Below are 18678 nucleotides of genomic sequence, written 5' to 3'. Positions count from 1 at the left end.
AGCCGCCGGGAAAATTTAGGTAACTAGCAAAACAGCTAGGTTTTACTGGTGGATCAGTCTTCCAGCAGGCGGTAATGGGTGGCGCGCACCACCGCCTGCACGCGGTTTTTGGCCCCCAGTTTGTGCATCGCCGAGGCCAGGTGCAGGGTCACCACAGCCAGTGAACGGCTCAACTGGGTGGCGATTTCAGCCGCAGTCAGCCCTTCGGCGGCCCATTTGAGGCACTCGCGTTCGCGTTTGGTCAGGCGGATATGCGGGTAGCTGCGCAGCTCTTTGCCGAACAACGGATAGGCCGCTTCCTGCAACGCGTGGGTGATCAGGCTGAAATCCGCGAGCGTGTGGTGTGCGTCCCGCAGCACGCTGCGGCTCTTGCCGGTGCGCAGGCCGGTCAACGAGGCGAAGCCGCCCCGTGGCAGGTGGATCGGCACGCTGACGCCGCAGGTGAGCTGCTGGTCGTGAAGGTAGGAGGAGACCGGTGCGTGGCACGGATCGATGACTTTTTTCAGCGGGGTATCGACCTTGACGTCGTAGGACCATACGAACGGTGACACCGTGGCCAGCGCAAGATGCTGCACCGGGTCGATCTGGTAGAACCCTTCGCTGCACCATAAGGCGTGCCAGTCCGATGGGGTGTTGCGCAGTTCGAGCACCGACGGGGTGATCAGGGCGCCATTGGGGTCCATCGGCACCGGGGTGTAGTCGTACACCAGCGCGTCGAAGCCCAATTGCCGGGCGAGGACGAAAGTGTTGTCCATCTGTTCTTCCAGGCTCCTGCCCGGCATCAGACGGTCGTTGAAGGCAGTAAGCTTGGCCAGCATCCGTTCTGCTCCCGATTTCATTTGAATCTCGACTTGCGGCAAGTAGAATGCCACGCCCCGGCGAAGGACTGCCAGGCCAAACCTATAAGAAATACTAGGTTATGGACGCGCGGCATCCTCGGTAGTGTTGGCCTGATAAACGGCCGCTGCCCGCCAGGCCGATACAACACAAGGAATGTATGCATGTGGCGTGAAATTGCCCCCGACCAGCGGTACAACGTGCAAGTCGACGGCCACACACTCGTGGTCTACAGCTTTGGCCAAGGCGATGAGGTGCTTCTATGCCTCAACGGTGGCCCTGGCCTGCCGTGTGACTATTTGCGCGACGCCCATGGCTGGCTCAAGGAGCATAACCTGCGAGTGGTCGCATTCGACCAGCTCGGCACGGGGGCATCAGCCAGACCGACCGATGTTTCCCTGTGGGAAATCGGCCGTTATGTCGAAGAAGTCGAAACCGTGCGCCAAGCCCTGGGCCTGGGCCGTGTGCACCTGCTAGGGCATTCCTGGGGCGGGTGGCTGGGCATCGAGTACGCCATTCATTATCCCGACGCGCTCAAAAGCCTGATCCTGGCAAACACCGTCGGCGATATTCCGCACCTTTCCCAGGAACTGGAGCGCCTGCGTGGCGCGCTGGGCAGCGAAACCGTGGCCATGATGCAACGCCACGAAGCCATGGGCACCCTCGACCACCCGCAGTACCAGGCCGCGATCACCTTGCTCAATTATCGCCACGTGTGCCGCCTGGACGAATGGCCCGAGCCGGTCAAGCGTTCCCTTGGCGACTGGAACATGGGCCCTTACGAAACCATGCAGGGTCCCAATGAGTTTCTCTACGTCGGCAACCTCAAGGATTGGAACCGTATCGCCGAGATGGCCGATTTCAAGATGCCGATGCTGATTACCACCGGCCAGCACGATGAACTGACGCCGGCGTGCGCCATGCGCATGAAAATGGCTGCCCGGCACGCCGAATTGCATGTGTTTCCCAACAGCAGCCATATGCCGTTCTATGAAGAACCCCAGGCGTATTTTCCGGTGCTGCTGGACTTTCTCGCTCGCCACCGAGGCTGACGCATGAACCTGGCGCGTTACCGTTTCGTCCTGTTCCGACCGTTGCAACTGCTGCCGGTACTGTTCGGCATCAGTGTGATTACGTTCGTGCTGGTGCGATCGATCCCCGGCGACCCGGCGCGGGCGCTGCTGGGATCGCGCAGTACGCCCGATGCACTGTTGAAAATCCGCGCCCAATACGGTCTCGACCAGCCGCTGTGGCTGCAGTACTTCTACTTCCTGAAAAACCTGCTCAAGGGCGACCTGGGTCAATCGCTGTTGTACAAGGTCGATGCACTGAAGCTGATCGTCACCCGTATCGAGCCGACCCTGATGTTGGTGCTCGGCAGCGTGTTGCTGGCGCTGCTGATCGCGCTGCCCCTGGCCACACTGGCCGCGCGCCACAAAGGCGGCTGGGCGGATAACCTGGTCCGTGTCTTCACCACCGTCGGCCTGGGCATGCCGGCGTTCTGGCTGGGCTTGATGCTGATCCTGCTGCTCAGCGTGCAATGGGGCCTGTTCCCGGTGTCCGGGTATGGCCGCACCTGGCTGGACAAGGCGCACCACATGGTGCTGCCGTGCCTGACCATCGCCCTGGCGCTGTCGGCGGTACTGGTACGTAACCTGCGCGCGAGCATGCTGATGGAACTGCAGGCCGATCACGTCACCGCCGCCCGTGCGCGCGGGCTGTCGGAAGCCGAGGTGTTTCGCCGGCACGTATTGCCCAACTCCCTGGTCCCGGCGGTCAACCTGCTGGCGGTGAATATCGGCTGGTTGATCAGCGGCACGGTGGTCATCGAAAGCCTGTTTGCTATCCCCGGCATTGGTCAGTTGCTGGTGCGCGGCATCTTTACCCGCGACTACATGGTGGTGCAGGGCGTGGCGATGGTGTTGGCGTGCGCCACGGTGCTGGTCAACTTCATCGCCGATGTGGTGACGGTGGCGCTCGACCCGCGAGTGAAGATGCAATGAGCACTCGACCCTTGGTTGCGCCCTGGCGCCTGCGCCTGCGACTCGGTTTACGCAACGGCCGGCTCACGGCGGCGTGGGGGCTGCTGATCCTGCTGGCGTGGCTCGGCCTGGCCTTGTTCGCGCCGTGGATCGCGCCGTATGACCCGATTGCGCAGAACACCGACCTGAGCCTGCTGGCCCCCAGCCTTGCCCATCCATTCGGCACGGATAACTACGGCCGAGACATCCTTTCGAGGGTGATCTGGGGGGCGCGCATCGACCTGCAACTGGCGGTGGTCGGGGTAATCTTCCCGTTTATCATCGGCACGTTTATCGGCGCGGTCTCAGGCTATATCGGCGGGCGTTTCGACAGCGTGTGCATGCGCGTGATCGACGTAATCCTGGCGTTCCCGTTTCTGGTGCTGATGCTGGCGATCATGGCCATCCTCGGCCCAGGCTTGAAGAGTTTCTATATCGCCATGGCGCTGGTGGGCTGGGTGTCGTATGCGCGGCTGATCCGCTCGCAGATCCTGGTGCTCAAGGAAAGCGACTTCGCCCTGGCCGCCAAGAGCCTGGGCTTCGGCCACGGGCGCATCCTGTTTCGACACCTGCTGCCCAATGCAATGTTCGGCTCGATTGTGTTTTCCATGTCCGATGCGGTGTTGGTGCTGCTCAATGGCGCGGCCGTGAGCTACCTGGGCCTGGGCGTGCAACCGCCGACCGCCGAGTGGGGCACCATGGTCGCCGAGGGCCAGGCGTTTATCACCACGGCCTGGTGGATCTGCACCTTTCCCGGCCTGGCCATCGTCACGCTGGCCATGGGCTTCAGCCTGCTGGCCGATGGCGTGGCGCAAGTACTCGGAGACCGCACATGAGCCTGTTGCAAGTGCGCGACCTGAGCGTGATCGCCCACAATGCCGGGCGTGACGTGACCCTGGTGGACCGTGTGTCGTTCGACCTGGCCGAAGGCGAGATCCTCGGCCTGGTGGGCGAAAGCGGCTCGGGCAAGACCATGGCCTGCCGTGGCCTGATTCGCCTGCTGCCATCGCCCAACCTGCGTGTGCAGGGTGGCGCGGTGCGCCTGGCCGGCCAGGACCTGCTCAGCCTCGACGCCGCCGGCATGCGTGCGGTGCGTGGCGGGCAACTGGGGATGATTTTCCAGAACCCCAGCAGCCACCTGGACCCCTTGATGCGCATCGGCGAGCAGATCGCCGAGGGCATTCGCCTGCATCAAGGCGCATCGAAAAAGGATGCGCGTCTGCAGGCCGTCGAGGTGCTGCGCCAGGTCGGCATTCCCGACCCTCAAGCGCGCGCCGACAACTATCCCCACGAGTTTTCCGGCGGCATGCGCCAGCGCGCGATGATCGCCGTGGCGCTGGGCTGCAACCCCAAGGTACTGATCGCCGACGAGCCGACCACCGCCCTGGACGTGACCGTGCAGGCACAAATCCTGCGCCTGCTGCTGGACCTGCGCGACCAGCGCGGCCTGTCGATCATCATGATCACTCACGACCTTGGCGTGGTGGCGCAGACCTGCGATTCCATCGCGGTGATGTATGCCGGGCGTCTGTGCGAGCATGCGAGCAAGCACGAGGTGCTGGCGCATCCGCAGCATCCGTACACCGCCGGCCTGATCGACTGCCAGCCGGCCCACAGCAGCGGCCACGCCTTGCTGCGCACCATCCCCGGCCAGCCGCCATTGCTTGATGCATTACCCGCCGGCTGCCGCTTCAACCCGCGTTGCCCGCAGGTTGGCGCGTTGTGCACCGAGCGCTTGCCTGAAGGCGCGCGGGTGGCTTGTCACTATCCGTTGGGAGTGCGCCCATGAGCCTGTTGCAGATCAAGGACCTGGAGGTACGTTTTGCCGCGTCCGGCAGTGGCTTGTTCGGCCTGAACAAACAGTGGGTGAGGGCGGTGAACGGTGTATCGCTGAACCTCGCAGCAGGCCAAACCCTTGGGTTGGTGGGCGAGTCCGGCAGCGGCAAAAGCACCCTCGGGCGGGCGATTCTGCATCTGAACCCGATCAGTACCGGGCAGGTGCTGTTCGATGGCGTCGACATGGCCCAAGGCAGCGCCATCGACATCGCGCGCCTGCGCCATGAAACGGCAATGATTTTTCAGGACCCGTACGCCGCGTTGAATCCGCGCCATACCATCGGCGAAACCATCGCCGAAGTCTTGCGCGTGCAGCGCAAAGTCGGCTCGGACCACATTCCCGCCCGGGTCAACGAACTGCTCGATCTGGTGGGCCTGCGCCCTGAGCTGGCCACGCGCAAACCCAGTGCCCTCAGTGGTGGCCAGTGCCAGCGCGTCGGCATTGCCCGGGCCCTGGCGGTAGAGCCGCGCCTGATCGTCGCCGATGAATGCGTGGCGGCGCTGGATGTATCGATTCAGGGCCAGATCATCAATCTGCTGCTGAAACTGCAACAGCGCATGAACCTGGCGATCCTGTTTATCGCCCATGACCTGGCCATCGTGCGGCGCCTGTGCGACCGCGTGGCGGTGATGTACCTGGGCAAGATCGTCGAGGAAGGCCCGGTGGAAGCGGTGTTCACGTCGCCGCGCCATCCGTACACGGCAGCCTTGATCGAGGCGATCCCGCAGATCGACCCGCAGCGGCCATTGCCGGCCGAACCCCTGCCGGGCGAGCCGCCAAGCCCGCTGAATTTACCGACCGGCTGTGCCTTCCACCCGCGTTGCCGGCATGCGCGGGCAATGTGTTCCGTAGCGTTGCCGCCTACCCACCACCTGCACGAGCACCGGTACAGTTGCGTGCTTGAAACGCCTTTGCTTTAACCCTCTGCCATTCATGAACAAGGAGTTATGACATGCAATCCCGCCACTTGAAGTTACTCGCCGCCGCCACGCTGACCGCCTGGTCGCTGACCGCCGGTTTCGCCCAGGCCGCCGGTGTACTCACCATCGGTTGCCGTGAAGACAGCACCACGTTCGACCCGATCAAAAGCGCGCAGAACCGCGATACCTGGGTGTTTGCCAACGTCTACGACACCCTGGTGCGCGTAGACAACCTGGGCACCAAGATGGAACCGGGCCTGGCTGAAAGCTGGGAGATATCCAAGGACGGCCTGACCTATACCTTCAAGCTGCGTGACGCGAAATTCTCCGATGGCTCGCCGATCACCGCCGCCGACGCCGCTTTCAGCCTGTTGCGCATCCGCGACAACAAGGCTTCGCTGTGGGCTGACCCGTTCAGCCTGATCAACACGGCCACGGCCGCCGACCCGAAAACCCTGGTGGTCACGCTCAAGACCCCGGCGGTGGCCTTCCTCTCCCAACTTGCTTCGCCGACGGTGTCGATCCTGTCCGAAAAAGCCATGACCTCCATGGGCGAAGACGCCTACTCGGAAAACCCGGTGACGTCCGGTGCGTTTACGGTAGAAGAGTGGCGCAAGGGCGATCGGGTGATCCTCAAGAAGAACCCGAACTTCTGGCAGGCTCAAAAGGTAAGCCTGGACGGTGTGGAGTGGGTCTCGGTGACCGACGACAACACCCGTATGCGCATGGTGCAGAACGACGAACTCGATACCGCGATCTTCGTGCCGTTTTCTCGAGTTGAAGAGTTGAAGAAAGACAAAAACGTGGTGGTCCACGCCGACCCGTCCACCCGTGAAGATCACTTGTTGATCAACCATGCCCACAGCCTGTTGGCCAAACCCGAAGTGCGCCAGGCGCTGGACATGGCCATCGATAAGCAATCGCTGGTCAAAACCGTCACGTACGGCCAGGGCACCGTGGCTTATTCCTACATCCCGAAAGGCTCGCTGTACCACTACCCCAATAACCTGCAGCGCCCGTATGACCCCACCGCCGCCAAAAAGCTGCTGGAACAGGCCGGCGCCAAGGACTTGAAACTCAACTATGTGGTCAATGCCGGCAACGAAGCCGATGAGCAGATCGCGGTGATTATCAAGGACCAGTTGGCCAAGGTCGGCGTGACCGCCAACCTGCAGAAGGTCGACCCGACCCAGAGCTGGCAGATGCTGGTGGACGGTGAATACGACATTTCGGTGATGTACTGGACCAACGACATCCTCGACCCGGACCAGAAGACCACCTTCGTGCTGGGCCACGACACCAACCAGAACTATATGACCCGCTACAAGAACGACAAGGTCAAGGACCTGGTCGCCGCAGCCCGCATCGAAGCCGACCCGGCCAAGCGTGAGCAGATGTACGTGGAACTGCAGAAACTGGCCAAGCAGGATGTGAACTGGATCGACCTGTACTACAGCCCTTACATCAATATCTCACGCAAGAATGTGAGCAACTTCCTGCAAAACCCGCTGGGCCGTTTCACCCTGGAAGAAGTCGTGAAAAACTAAGCATTCGGCAACCGCGCAATACAAGTGTGGGAGGGGGCTTGCCCCTCCCACATTTTGTTCCAGTTGTGTCAGTTGTTACTGGGCATCGAATGCCTGCCCATTCACGCCGGCACTGTCCGGCCCCATCAAGTACAGGTACACCGGCATGATCTCTTCCGGTGCCGGCCTTTCCATCGGGTTTTCCCCTGGATAGGCCTGGGCACGCATGCTGGTGCGGGTGCCGCCTGGGTTGACGCTGTTGGCGCGTACCGCCGCCACATCCTCCAGTTCGTCGGCCAGGGTCTGCATCAGGCCTTCAGTGGCAAACTTGGACACGCCATACGCGCCCCAGTACGCGCGGCCTTTGCGCCCGACGCTGCTGGAGGTGAACACCACTGACGCATCCTGGGACAGTTTGAGCAATGGGAGCAAGGTGCTGGTCAGCATAAACATCGCATTGACGTTCACATGCATCACACGCATGAAGTTCTCGCCGGACAACTGCTCGATCGGCGTGCGGGGGCCGATGATCGAGGCGTTGTGCAGCAGGCCGTCGAGGTGGCCGAATTCTTTCTCGATCATCGCCGCCAACTCATCGTATTGATGGGGCAGGGCGGTTTCCAGGTTGAACGGGATCACCACCGGTTGCGGGTGGCCGGCGGCTTCGATTTCGTCATACACCTGGGCCAGGTTGGCTTCGGTCTTGCCCAGCAACAGCACGGTGGCGCCGTGGGCGGCATAGGTTTTCGCCGCTGCCGCGCCAATCCCGCGACCGGCGCCGGTCACCAGGATGACCCGGCCTTTGAGCAGTTCTGGACGTGCGGAGTAATCAAACATAAATAGCCTCGACAGAATTCAACATGTTTCAGCACAAAACTTGAGACCGGTGGAGATACCCTGTGGGAGGGGGAGCTTCATAGGTCAGCTGGATCGGTGAGCCATCAGCAACTGCATAGTGCGTTATCCAGCACCTTGCGCAGTTCCAGTGGGTGATCCACCACCACATCCGCGCCCCAATGATGTGGGTTGTCGTCCGGGTGGATATAGCCATAGGTGACCGCCGCCGTGCGCGTGCCGGCGTCGCGGCCGGATTCGATATCGCGCAGGTCGTCGCCCACGAACAGCACGCTGGCCGGGTCGAGGTCGAGCATCTTGCACGCCAGGATCAGCGGCTCCGGGTCCGGTTTGCTGTTCTTTACATGGTCCGGGCAGATCAGCAGCGCAGAACGCTCGGCCAGGCCCAGTTGCTGCATGATCGGCTCGGCAAAGCGCACCGGCTTGTTGGTGACCACGCCCCAGATCAGGTTGGCCTTCTCGATGTCCGCCAGCAGCTCGCTCATACCGTCGAACAGCTTGCTATGGACCGCGCAGCCCTTGAGGTAGCGCTCAAGGAATTCCTGGCGCAGCTCCTCGAAACCCGGCGACTCCGGGTCCATCGAGAACGTCACCGCGACCATCGCCCGCGCACCGCCGGAGATTTCGTCGCGAATGTGCTGGTCGTTGATCGGCGCCAGGCCCCGATCGGCGCGCATGGCCTGGCAGATGGCGATAAAGTCCGGCGCCGTGTCCAGCAGGGTGCCGTCCATATCGAAGAGAACCGCTCGCAGCTTCACAGGCTTACTCCTCGCGCAGGGTCTGGATCATGTAATTGACGTCGACGTCGTTGGCCAGCTTGTAGTGCTTGGTCAGCGGGTTGTAGGTCAGGCCGATGATGTCCTTGACGGTCAGCCCGGCCTGGCGGCTCCAGGCCCCCAGCTCGGAAGGGCGGATGAATTTCTTGAAGTCGTGGGTGCCGCGCGGCAACAGCTTCATGATGTACTCGGCGCCGATGATCGCGAACAGGTACGCCTTGGGGTTGCGGTTGATGGTGGAGAAAAACACCTGGCCGCCCGGCTTGACCATACGGAAGCACGCGCGGATCACCGAGGACGGGTCCGGCACGTGTTCGAGCATCTCCAGGCACGTGACCACGTCGAACTGCCCGGGCATTTCCTCGGCCAGGGCTTCGGCGGTGATCTGGCGGTATTCAACGCTCACGCCGGACTCCAACTGGTGCAGCTGGGCCACGGCCAGTGGCGCTTCGCCCATGTCGATGCCCATCACCGTGGCGCCGCGCTGGGCCATGGCTTCGCTGAGGATGCCGCCGCCGCAGCCGACGTCCAGCACCTTCTTGCCGGCCAGATTGACGCGTTCGTCAATCCAGTTGACTCGCAGCGGGTTGATGTCGTGCAGCGGTTTGAACTCGCTTTCGCGGTCCCACCAGCGGTGGGCCAGGGCTTCGAATTTGGCGATTTCGGCGTGATCGACGTTGCTCATGGTGCATCCTCTGAATCTGATAAATCGGTTGGTCGGTGCTGAACGCGCGGGTTCAACACCGTCGTTATTCGTGCTGCCCGCTGATGCGCCGGCCCCAGGCGATGGCCGTGGCGGTCAACTGTTGCTCATCCATGCGGGTCAATTGCCGGTCGTCGAGCAACTGCTTGCCGGCGACCCAAAGGTGTTTCACGCTGTCACGTCCGGTGGCATATATAAGCTGTGAGACCGGATCGTAGATCGGTTGTTGCGCCAGCCCCGACAGATCGAAGGCGACGATGTCCGCCGCCTTGCCCACTTCCAGCGAGCCGATCTCATTTTCCAGGCCCATGGCGCGCGCACCATTGAGCGTAGCCATGCGCAGCGCGCGATGCGCATCCAGAGCGGTGGCCGAACCGGCGACGGCCTTGGCCAGCATCGCGGCGGTGCGGGTTTCGCCGAGCAAGTCCAAGTCGTTGTTGCTGGCGGCGCCGTCGGTGCCCAGGGCCACATTAACGCCAGCCTGCCACAGACGTTCCACCGGGCAGAAGCCACTGGCCAGTTTCAGGTTCGACTCGGGGCAATGAATCACGCTGGTATTGCTTTCTACCAGCAAAACCAGGTCGTCCTCGCTGATTTGGGTCATATGAACGGCCTGGAAGCGCGGCCCCAGCAGCCCCAGGCGACCCAGACGTGCCAACGGTCGCTCGCCGGTCTTTTCGACGGCTTGCTGCACCTCGAAGGCGGTTTCGTGGACATGCATATGGATGGCGGCGTCGAGTTCTTCGGCGATGACCCGGATTTTCTCCAGGTTGGCGTCGCAGACGGTGTAGGGCGCATGGGGGCCGAAGGTGATCTTGATGCGCGGGTGGTGCTTGAGGTCGCCGAACAGCTCGATGCCCTGGCGGATCGCTTCATCGGCGCTGCCGGCGCCGGGGATCGGGAAGTCGAGGATCGGAATCGCGATCTGTGCGCGCATGCCGCTGTTGTGCACGCAGTCGCTGGCGACCTTGGGGTAGAAGTACATGTCGGAGAAACAGCTGATGCCGCCTTTGAGCTGTTCGGCGATCGCCAGGTCGGTGCCGTCGCGTACGAAGGCCTCGTCAACCCACTTGGCCTCGGCGGGCCAGATGTGTTTTTCCAGCCAGGTCATCAGCGGCAGGTCGTCGGCCAGGCCGCGAAACAGGCTCATCGCCGCGTGCCCGTGGGCATTGATCAAGCCGGGGCTGAGCAGCATGCCCGGCAGCTCGCGCACCTCGGTGGCCTGCAGCTTCAGTGCCGCCGCCCGCGGGCCGATAAAGGCAATGCGCCCGTCGCGAATCCCCAGGCCATGTTCCTTGAGTACCACGCCGGCCGGCTCCACAGGCACCAGCCAGGTCGGCAGCAGCAAGATGTCGAGCGGGGCGGCAGTGGCGGTCATCGCGGGCTTCTTCCTGGGCAGCTATAAAAGAAGCGCGAAGTATACCCGAGCGTCCTGGCTGGCGGATCGCTATAATCGGCGGCTTTTGTTCATGAGTGCGGAGTAAGGGATGCGCGATCGACTGTTGGCAGCGGAGAAAGTGAAGGCCATCGATTGGCGCGACGGCACGCTGCACCTGCTCGACCAACGTGCCTTGCCGTCCCGGGAGAGTTGGATAGCCTGCGCCACGGTGGATGAAGTGGCGCAGGCCATTCGCGCGATGGTCGTGCGTGGCGCGGCAGCCATCGGTATCAGCGCCGCCTATGGCCTGGTGCTCGCCGCTCGGGCACGCATCGCCGAGGGCGGTGACTGGCAGGCCGGTTGGGAAGAAGACTACGCACTGCTCGCCGATACCCGTCCAACCGCGTCGAACCTGTTCTGGGCCCTCAAGTGCATGCGCGAGCGCCTCGACCGTCTCAAGCCGCACGCCGATCCGCTGGTTGCGCTGGAAGCCGAGGCCGTCGCGATTCACGAGAGTGACCGCGAGGCCAACCTCACCATGGCGCAATTGGGCGTCGAACTGATCCGCAGGCACCAGGGCAATGCCCAGGCCATTCTGACCCACGGCAACGCGGGCGCGCTGGCTACCGGCGGGGTCGGCACGGCGTTGGGAGTGATCCGCGGTGCCTTCCTGGAAGGCATGGTCGAGCAGGTTTATGTCAATGAAACGCGCCCGTGGCTGCAAGGCTCGCGCCTGAGCGCCTGGGAGTTGGCTGGCGAAGGCATCCCGGTACTGGTGAATGCCGACTCGGCCGGCGCGCATATCCTCAAGACCAAAGGGGTGACCTGGGTGATCGTGGGTGCCGACTGCATCGCCGCCAACGGTGATGTGATCGGCAAGATCGGCACCTATCAACTGGCGGTCTGCGCCATGCACCACGGCGTGCGTTTCATGGTGGTGGCGCCGAGTTCAACCCTGGACCTGATGATGGCTACCGGCGATGACGTTGCGCTGGAGCAGCGCGATGCTGGCGAGTTGCTGGAGGTGGCGGGGCAGCGCCTGGATGTGGGGGCCTACAACCCGGTGTTCGACGTGACCCCAGCCGACCTGATCGATGTGATCGTGACCGAAAAAGGCATCGTCGAGCGGCCGGATACCGCGAAATTGGCCAAGTTGATGTGCCGTAAGCGGCTGCACTGAAGTTTGTGTGGGGGCTGAAATGGTCATCGGGGGCAAGCCCCCTCCCACATTTGACGGTGTTCACTCTTCAAGTGTGGGAGGGGGCTTGCCCCCGATTGGCCCTGAAAGTCAATAAAACCCTCGGATCCGCCCTCGAAAAACACCACCACCCCACCTCTGAGCCCCTCTCGTCGCCCTCAAGCCTGTCATCCGTCAACTTACTATGCTCCATGCCCATCAAGGGGATAGGTGCGTGGCGGCGATTGTGATAACATCCGGCGGTTTCCAAGGCCACCCCGAGGGGTGACCTATAACGTGCAGATCCGTGTCATAACTCGTTGATTTGTCGTAAGTCGTTGCCAGCACTCTGCCGGCAGCGGCGAGCTTCGTTCGTCCCGAATGGATGTGACGAAGTTTCACCCGAAAAAGGAATCAGGCTTCTCATGGGCGAACTGGCCAAAGAAATCCTCCCGGTCAATATCGAAGACGAGCTGAAACAGTCCTACCTCGACTACGCGATGAGCGTGATTGTCGGTCGAGCACTGCCTGATGCGCGCGATGGCTTGAAGCCCGTGCACCGGCGTGTGCTGTTCGCGATGAGCGAGCTGGGTAACGACTGGAACAAGCCGTACAAGAAATCTGCCCGTGTTGTCGGTGACGTGATCGGTAAGTATCACCCTCACGGCGACACTGCGGTGTACGACACCATCGTACGTATGGCCCAGCCGTTTTCCCTGCGCTACCTGCTGGTAGACGGCCAGGGCAACTTCGGTTCGGTCGACGGCGACAACGCCGCGGCCATGCGATACACCGAAGTGCGCATGACCAAGCTGGCGCACGAGCTGCTGGCCGACCTGCATAAAGAAACCGTGGACTGGGTGCCGAACTACGACGGCACCGAAATGATCCCGGCCGTCATGCCCACCAAGATCCCCAACCTGCTGGTCAACGGCTCCAGCGGTATCGCCGTGGGCATGGCCACCAACATCCCGCCGCACAACCTCGGTGAAGTCATCGACGGTTGCCTGGCCCTCATCGACAACCCTGAGCTGACCGTCGATGAGCTGATGCAATACATCCCCGGCCCGGACTTCCCGACCGCCGCGATCATCAACGGCCGCGCCGGTATCATCGAAGCCTACCGCACCGGTCGCGGGCGCATTTACATGCGCGCCCGCTCGATCATCGAAGACATCGACAAGGTCGGTGGCCGCCAGCAGATCGTCATTACCGAACTCCCATACCAGTTGAACAAGGCGCGCCTGATCGAGAAGATCGCCGAGCTGGTCAAGGAGAAGAAGCTCGAAGGCATCACCGAGCTGCGCGACGAGTCCGACAAGGACGGTATGCGCGTCGTGATCGAGCTGCGTCGCGGCGAAGTGCCGGAGGTGATCCTCAACAACCTCTACGCCCAGACCCAGCTGCAGAGCGTGTTTGGTATCAACGTGGTGGCCCTGATCGACGGTCGCCCGCGCATCCTGAACCTCAAGGATCTGCTGGAAGCCTTCGTGCGTCACCGTCGCGAAGTGGTCACCCGCCGTACCGTGTTTGAACTGCGCAAGGCCCGCGAGCGCGGCCACATCCTGGAAGGCCAGGCGGTTGCGCTGTCGAACATCGACCCGGTGATCGCCCTGATCAAAGCCTCGCCAACCCCGTCGGAAGCCAAGGAAGCGCTGATCAGCACGCCCTGGGAATCCAGCGCGGTTGTCGCGATGGTTGAACGTGCCGGTGCTGATTCCTGCCGTCCGGAGACCCTGGACCCGCAATACGGTCTGCGCGAAGGCAAGTACTTCCTCTCGCCGGAACAGGCCCAGGCGATCCTGGAGCTGCGTCTGCATCGCCTCACCGGTCTGGAACACGAGAAGCTGCTGGCCGAGTACCAGGAAATCCTCAACCAGATCGGCGAGTTGATCCGCATCCTCAGCAGCGCCGTGCGCCTGATGGAAGTGATCCGCGAAGAACTGGAAGTGATCCGCGCCGAATACGGCGACGTGCGCCGCACCGAGATCCTCGATGCGCGCCTCGACCTGACCCTGGGTGACATGATCCCGGAAGAAGAGCGCGTGGTGACCATCTCCCACGGCGGCTATGCCAAGACCCAACCGTTGGCGGCCTACCAGGCCCAGCGTCGTGGCGGTAAAGGTAAATCGGCTACCGGCGTGAAGGACGAGGACTACATCGCTCACCTGTTGGTCGCCAACAGCCACACCACGCTGCTGCTGTTCTCCAGCAAGGGCAAGGTGTACTGGCTCAAGACCTACGAGATCCCGGAGGCCTCCCGTGCCGCCCGTGGTCGCCCATTGGTCAACCTGCTGCCGCTGGACAGTGATGAGTACATCACCACCATGCTGCCGGTCGAGGAATACACCGAAGGTCACTTCATCTTCATGGCCACCGCCAAGGGCACTGTGAAGAAGACCCCGCTGGAATCCTTCAGCCGTCAGCGCAGCGTGGGCCTGATCGCCCTGGAGCTGGACGAAGGCGACGTGCTGATCTCGGCCGCCATCACCGATGGCGAACGTGAAGTCATGCTGTTCTCCGACGGCGGCAAGGTCACTCGCTTCAAGGAATCCGACGTTCGCGCCATGGGCCGTACCGCTCGCGGTGTGCGCGGCATGCGTCTGCCGGAAGGGCAGAAGCTGATTTCGATGCTGATCCCGGAAGAAGGCAGCCAGATCCTCACCGCTTCCGAGCGTGGTTATGGCAAGCGCACCGCCATCAGCGAGTTCCCGGAGTACAAGCGTGGCGGCCAGGGCGTGATCGCCATGGTCAGCAACGATCGCAACGGCCGTCTGGTCGGCGCGGTGCAGGTGCTCGACGGCGAGGAAATCATGCTGATTTCCGACCAGGGCACCCTGGTCCGTACCCGCGTGGCCGAAGTGTCGAGCCTGGGCCGTAATACCCAGGGCGTTACCTTGATCAAGCTGGCCAAGGACGAAAAACTGGTAGGCCTGGAACGCGTCCAGGAACCATCGGAAGTCGAAGGCGAAGAGCTGGAAGGTGAGGAGTTCGAAGGCGAGGTGATCGCAACGGGCGATGACACCGTCGACGAGCCAACCCTCGACGCTGCCGCAGACGAAGAAGAACCGCAGGAATAAGCGGACACATAGGGGGCGGATGAAGATTCGCCCCCTTGTTGTTTGTCCCTTATGAAATAACACGTCCTTTGGCTGGACGCGGTCAATGTGGGAGCTGGCTCGCCTGCGCTGGTGGCGCCGCGGTACCACTGCGCTACCGAGGTGCCCTTATCGCAGGCAAGCCAGCTCCCACAAGGGTTCGCTCCGGAGAAAGGTTGTTACCGAACATGATTGCAGCCCCACCAGATCAGAGTGAGATTGGATGTGAGCAAGAGAGCCTATAACTTCTGTGCCGGTCCCGCGGCGCTTCCTGAAGCAGTCCTGCAGCGCGCGCAGGGTGAACTCCTCGACTGGCATGGAAAAGGCCTCTCCGTGATGGAAATGAGCCATCGCAGCGATGAGTTCGTGTCCATCGCCACCAAGGCCGAGCAGGATCTGCGCGACTTGCTCGACATTCCATCCAACTACAAAGTGCTGTTCCTGCAAGGCGGTGCCAGCCAGCAATTCGCCCAGATCCCGCTGAACCTGCTGCCGGAAGACGGCACTGCGGACTACATCGACACCGGCATCTGGGGGCAGAAAGCGATTGAGGAGGCCTCGCGCTACGGCCACGTCAATGTGGCGGGCACCGCCAAGCCTTACGATTATTTCGCCATTCCCGGCCAGAACGAGTGGAAGCTGTCGAAAGACGCGGCGTACGTGCACTACGTCGCGAACGAAACCATCGGCGGCCTTGAATTCGACTGGGTACCGCAAGTGGGTGACGTTCCGCTGGTGTGCGACATGTCCTCGGACATTCTCTCGCGTCCCATCGACGTGTCGCGCTACGGCATGATCTACGCCGGGGCCCAGAAGAACATCGGCCCGAGCGGCATTCTGGTCAACATTATCCGCGAAGACCTGCTGGGCCGCGCCCGGTCGGTCTGCCCGACCATGCTTAACTACAAGGTCGCGGCCGATAACGGCTCGATGTACAACACCCCGCCGGCCTTCGCCTGGTACCTCTCCGGCCTGGTGTTCGAGTGGCTCAAGGAGCAGGGCGGCGTGGCGGCCATGGGCAAGCTTAATGAAGTGAAGAAGCGCACCCTGTACGACTTCATCGACGCCAGTGGCCTCTACAGCAATCCGATCAACAAAACCGATCGCTCGTGGATGAACGTGCCATTCCGCCTGGCCGACGATCGCCTGGACAAGCCGTTCCTGGCCGGCGCGGACGAGCGCGGTCTGCTCAACCTCAAGGGTCACCGTTCGGTGGGCGGCATGCGCGCCTCCATCTACAACGCTGTCGACATCAACGCGATCAACGCGCTGGTGGCCTACATGGCAGAGTTCGAAAAGGAACACGGCTAATGTCTGAACAAGAACTCAAGGCCCTGCGCGTGCGCATTGACAGCCTGGACGAGAAAGTCCTGGAGCTGATCAGTGAGCGCGCGCGGTGCGCCCAGGAAGTGGCGCGGGTGAAGATGGCGTCCCTGGCGGAAGGCGAAGTGCCGGTGTTCTACCGGCCGGAGCGCGAAGCCCAGGTGCTCAAGCGTGTGATGGAGCGCAACAAAGGGCCGCTGGGTAACGAAGAGATGGCGCGGTTGTTCCGTGAAATCATGTCCTCGTGCCTGGCCCTGGAGCAGCCGCTGAAAGTGGCCTACCTCGGTCCCGAGGGCACCTTCACCCAGGCGGCGGCCATGAAGCACTTCGGCCACGCAGTGATCAGCAAGCCAATGGCGGCGATCGACGAAGTGTTCCGTGAAGTGGCGGCCGGTGCGGTGAATTTCGGCGTGGTGCCGGTGGAAAATTCCACCGAAGGCGCGGTCAACCACACGCTGGACAGCTTCCTCGAGCACGACATGGTGATCTGCGGCGAAGTCGAGCTGCGTATCCACCATCACCTGCTGGTGGGCGAGAACACCAAGACCGACAGCATCAGCCGCATCTATTCCCATGCCCAGTCCCTGGCTCAGTGCCGCAAGTGGCTGGACGCCCACTACCCGAATGTCGAGCGTGTGGCGGTGTCCAGCAACGCCGAGGCGGCCAAGCGGGTCAAGGGCGAGTGGAACTCGGCGGCGATCGCCGGTGACATGGCGGCGGGCCTGTATGGCCTGACGCGCCTGGCCGAAAAAATCGAGGACCGCCCGGACAACTCCACGCGCTTTTTGATGATCGGTAACCAGGAAGTGCCGCCGACCGGCGACGACAAGACCTCGATCATCGTTTCCATGAGCAACAAGCCTGGCGCGCTGCATGAGCTGCTGGTGCCGTTCCATGACAATGGGATCGACCTGACGCGTATCGAGACTCGACCTTCGCGCAGCGGTAAATGGACCTACGTGTTCTTTATCGATTTCGTCGGCCATCACCGCGACCCGCTGGTCAAGGGCGTGCTCGAGAAAATCAGTCAGGAAGCCGTGGCACTCAAGGTGCTGGGCTCTTACCCGAAAGCGGTTTTGTGAGGCGTTAACATGAGTGGCAACTTCCTCGCCCTGGCGCAGCCGGGCGTGCAACAACTGTCGCCTTACGTTCCGGGCAAGCCGGTGGACGAGCTGGCGCGTGAGTTGAATCTGGACCCGGCGAGCATCGTCAAGCTGGCCAGTAACGAGAACCCCCTGGGCCCGAGCCCGAAGGTACTGGCGGCGATTCGTGAAGAACTGGCCGAGCTGACCCGCTATCCGGATGGCAACGGCTTCGCGCTCAAGTCCCTGTTGGCGGAACAATGCCGGGTGGAGCTGAACCAGGTGACCCTGGGCAATGGCTCCAATGACATTCTGGAGTTGGTCGGCCGCGCTTACCTGGCGCCCGGCTTGAACGCAGTGTTCAGCGAGCATGCATTTGCGGTCTACCCGATCGTGACCCAGGCTGTCGGCGCCGAGGCGCGGGTGATTGCGGCCAAGGAGTGGGGGCATGACCTGCCGGCCATGCTGGCGGCTATCGATGCGCAGACCCGCGTGGTCTTCATCGCGAATCCAAACAACCCGACCGGCACCTGGTTTGGTGCCGAGGCCTTGAATGACTTCCTGCAGGACGTGCCCGAGCATGTGCTGGTGGTGCTGGACGAGGCCTACATCGAGTACGCCGAAGGCAGCGACCTGCCGGATGGCCTGGATTTCCTCGCCGCGTATCCGAACCTGCTGGTGTCGCGTACGTTTTCCAAGGCCTATGGCCTGGCGTCGCTGCGGGTGGGCTATGGCTTGTCGAGCGCGGTGGTCGCCGATGTGCTTAACCGGGTGCGCCAACCGTTCAACGTCAACAGCCTGGCCCTGGCCGCGGCCTGTGCGGCGGTCAAGGATGCCGACTACCTGGAGGAAAGCCGTCGCCTCAACGAGCGTGGTATGCAGCAGTTGCAGGACGGTTTCCGTGAGTTGGGCCTGGGTTGGATCCCGTCCAAGGGCAATTTCATTTGCGTCGACCTCGGCCAGGTAGCCGCGCCGGTATTCCAGGGGTTGCTGCGCGAAGGCGTGATCGTGCGCCCGGTGGCCAATTACGGCATGCCGAACCACCTGCGAGTCACCATCGGTCTGCCGGCTGAAAACAGCCGCTTCCTGGAGGCGCTGGCCAAGGTTCTGGCTCGTGGTTGATGTCACTGCATTGCAACCTGTTG

General features: G+C 62.4%; 16 protein-coding genes. 11 read left to right on the top strand and 5 right to left on the bottom strand.

From position 1 onward, the window contains the following. Nucleotides 1-53 precede the first annotated feature (53 nt). The gene (locus QRN10_RS22090) at nucleotides 54-818 is read right to left on the bottom strand and encodes a LuxR family transcriptional regulator (protein ID WP_253511393.1); all 765 of its coding nucleotides are present in this window, start codon (nucleotides 816-818) and stop codon (nucleotides 54-56) included. 183 nt (nucleotides 819-1001) lie between these two features. Between QRN10_RS22090 and QRN10_RS22085 the strand changes: the two genes are divergently transcribed. Genes QRN10_RS22085 through QRN10_RS22060 form a run of 6 tightly spaced genes read left to right on the top strand, consistent with a single transcriptional unit; the run spans nucleotide 1002 to nucleotide 7162 of the window. Further along, complete coding sequence (locus tag QRN10_RS22085) at nucleotides 1002-1889, top strand: proline iminopeptidase-family hydrolase (protein WP_253511396.1); 888 nt, start codon at nucleotides 1002-1004, stop codon at nucleotides 1887-1889. A gap of 3 nt (nucleotides 1890-1892) precedes the next feature. After that, nucleotides 1893-2840 (top strand): ABC transporter permease, encoded by a 948-nt coding sequence (locus QRN10_RS22080; RefSeq protein ID WP_181078211.1) that lies wholly within the window; start codon nucleotides 1893-1895, stop codon nucleotides 2838-2840. Next, entirely contained in the window at nucleotides 2837-3694 is an 858-nt protein-coding gene (locus tag QRN10_RS22075; protein WP_253511399.1) for an ABC transporter permease, read from the top strand. The genes QRN10_RS22080 and QRN10_RS22075 overlap by 4 nt, the downstream gene beginning before the upstream one ends. Further along, a complete protein-coding gene (locus QRN10_RS22070; RefSeq protein ID WP_285429143.1) occupies nucleotides 3691-4647 on the top strand; it encodes an ABC transporter ATP-binding protein in 957 nt (318 codons plus the stop codon). The genes QRN10_RS22075 and QRN10_RS22070 overlap by 4 nt, the downstream gene beginning before the upstream one ends. Then, a complete protein-coding gene (locus tag QRN10_RS22065; RefSeq protein WP_285429142.1) occupies nucleotides 4644-5615 on the top strand; it encodes an ABC transporter ATP-binding protein in 972 nt (323 codons plus the stop codon). Before QRN10_RS22070 ends, QRN10_RS22065 begins: the two co-directional genes overlap by 4 nt. A gap of 32 nt (nucleotides 5616-5647) precedes the next feature. Then, on the top strand, nucleotides 5648-7162 hold the full coding sequence (locus tag QRN10_RS22060) for an ABC transporter substrate-binding protein (protein WP_285429141.1): 1515 nt from the start codon (nucleotides 5648-5650) through the stop codon (nucleotides 7160-7162). Nucleotides 7163-7237: 75 nt separating this feature from the next. On the opposite strand, the gene QRN10_RS22055 is transcribed toward QRN10_RS22060, so the two are convergent. From QRN10_RS22055 to QRN10_RS22040, 4 genes are all read right to left on the bottom strand, one after another. Next, on the bottom strand, nucleotides 7238-7978 hold the full coding sequence (locus QRN10_RS22055; protein ID WP_181078221.1) for a YciK family oxidoreductase: 741 nt from the start codon (nucleotides 7976-7978) through the stop codon (nucleotides 7238-7240). A 104-nt stretch (nucleotides 7979-8082) separates the two neighbouring features. After that, nucleotides 8083-8754, bottom strand: a complete 672-nt coding sequence (gene mupP, locus QRN10_RS22050; protein ID WP_181078223.1) for an N-acetylmuramic acid 6-phosphate phosphatase MupP — start codon at nucleotides 8752-8754, stop codon at nucleotides 8083-8085. Nucleotides 8755-8758: 4 nt separating this feature from the next. Further along, nucleotides 8759-9457, bottom strand: coding sequence for a bifunctional 2-polyprenyl-6-hydroxyphenol methylase/3-demethylubiquinol 3-O-methyltransferase UbiG (gene ubiG, locus QRN10_RS22045; protein ID WP_181078225.1), 699 nt, complete (start codon nucleotides 9455-9457; stop codon nucleotides 8759-8761). 64 nt (nucleotides 9458-9521) lie between these two features. Further along, complete coding sequence (locus QRN10_RS22040; protein ID WP_181078227.1) at nucleotides 9522-10853, bottom strand: TRZ/ATZ family hydrolase; 1332 nt, start codon at nucleotides 10851-10853, stop codon at nucleotides 9522-9524. 109 nt (nucleotides 10854-10962) lie between these two features. Here QRN10_RS22040 and mtnA point away from each other — a divergent pair, with 109 nt between their 5' ends. The 5 genes from mtnA (at nucleotide 10963) to hisC (ending at nucleotide 18655) form a co-directional block, all read left to right on the top strand. Continuing rightward, nucleotides 10963-12033, top strand: a complete 1071-nt coding sequence (mtnA, locus tag QRN10_RS22035; RefSeq protein ID WP_266248551.1) for an S-methyl-5-thioribose-1-phosphate isomerase — start codon at nucleotides 10963-10965, stop codon at nucleotides 12031-12033. Nucleotides 12034-12455: 422 nt separating this feature from the next. Continuing rightward, nucleotides 12456-15110, top strand: coding sequence for a DNA gyrase subunit A (gene gyrA, locus QRN10_RS22030; protein ID WP_181078231.1), 2655 nt, complete (start codon nucleotides 12456-12458; stop codon nucleotides 15108-15110). Nucleotides 15111-15353: 243 nt separating this feature from the next. Beyond that, the gene (serC, locus tag QRN10_RS22025) at nucleotides 15354-16439 is read left to right on the top strand and encodes a 3-phosphoserine/phosphohydroxythreonine transaminase (RefSeq protein WP_181078233.1); all 1086 of its coding nucleotides are present in this window, start codon (nucleotides 15354-15356) and stop codon (nucleotides 16437-16439) included. Continuing rightward, complete coding sequence (pheA, locus tag QRN10_RS22020) at nucleotides 16439-17533, top strand: prephenate dehydratase (protein ID WP_034096534.1); 1095 nt, start codon at nucleotides 16439-16441, stop codon at nucleotides 17531-17533. Before serC ends, pheA begins: the two co-directional genes overlap by 1 nt. 9 nt (nucleotides 17534-17542) lie before the next feature. Next, nucleotides 17543-18655: a histidinol-phosphate transaminase gene (gene hisC / locus QRN10_RS22015; protein WP_285429140.1), complete on the top strand. Its 1113-nt coding sequence runs from the start codon at nucleotides 17543-17545 to the stop codon at nucleotides 18653-18655. Nucleotides 18656-18678: the final 23 nt, after the last annotated feature.

This window comes from Pseudomonas sp. lyk4-R2A-8, from assembly GCF_030209095.1.
Lineage (GTDB): Bacteria > Pseudomonadota > Gammaproteobacteria > Pseudomonadales > Pseudomonadaceae > Aquipseudomonas > Aquipseudomonas quebecensis.
This window is presented reverse-complemented; position numbering and strand designations above follow the sequence as displayed.

Coding starts and splice junctions, on each gene's coding strand:
- QRN10_RS22090 (WP_253511393.1), bottom strand. CDS start 818: ATGCTGGCCAAGCTTACTGCCTTCAACGACCGTCTGATGCCGGGCAGG.
- QRN10_RS22085 (WP_253511396.1), top strand. CDS start 1,002: ATGTGGCGTGAAATTGCCCCCGACCAGCGGTACAACGTGCAAGTCGAC.
- QRN10_RS22080 (WP_181078211.1), top strand. CDS start 1,893: ATGAACCTGGCGCGTTACCGTTTCGTCCTGTTCCGACCGTTGCAACTG.
- QRN10_RS22075 (WP_253511399.1), top strand. CDS start 2,837: ATGAGCACTCGACCCTTGGTTGCGCCCTGGCGCCTGCGCCTGCGACTC.
- QRN10_RS22070 (WP_285429143.1), top strand. CDS start 3,691: ATGAGCCTGTTGCAAGTGCGCGACCTGAGCGTGATCGCCCACAATGCC.
- QRN10_RS22065 (WP_285429142.1), top strand. CDS start 4,644: ATGAGCCTGTTGCAGATCAAGGACCTGGAGGTACGTTTTGCCGCGTCC.
- QRN10_RS22060 (WP_285429141.1), top strand. CDS start 5,648: ATGCAATCCCGCCACTTGAAGTTACTCGCCGCCGCCACGCTGACCGCC.
- QRN10_RS22055 (WP_181078221.1), bottom strand. CDS start 7,978: ATGTTTGATTACTCCGCACGTCCAGAACTGCTCAAAGGCCGGGTCATC.
- ubiG (WP_181078225.1), bottom strand. CDS start 9,457: ATGAGCAACGTCGATCACGCCGAAATCGCCAAATTCGAAGCCCTGGCC.
- QRN10_RS22040 (WP_181078227.1), bottom strand. CDS start 10,853: ATGACCGCCACTGCCGCCCCGCTCGACATCTTGCTGCTGCCGACCTGG.
- mtnA (WP_266248551.1), top strand. CDS start 10,963: ATGCGCGATCGACTGTTGGCAGCGGAGAAAGTGAAGGCCATCGATTGG.
- gyrA (WP_181078231.1), top strand. CDS start 12,456: ATGGGCGAACTGGCCAAAGAAATCCTCCCGGTCAATATCGAAGACGAG.
- pheA (WP_034096534.1), top strand. CDS start 16,439: ATGTCTGAACAAGAACTCAAGGCCCTGCGCGTGCGCATTGACAGCCTG.
- hisC (WP_285429140.1), top strand. CDS start 17,543: ATGAGTGGCAACTTCCTCGCCCTGGCGCAGCCGGGCGTGCAACAACTG.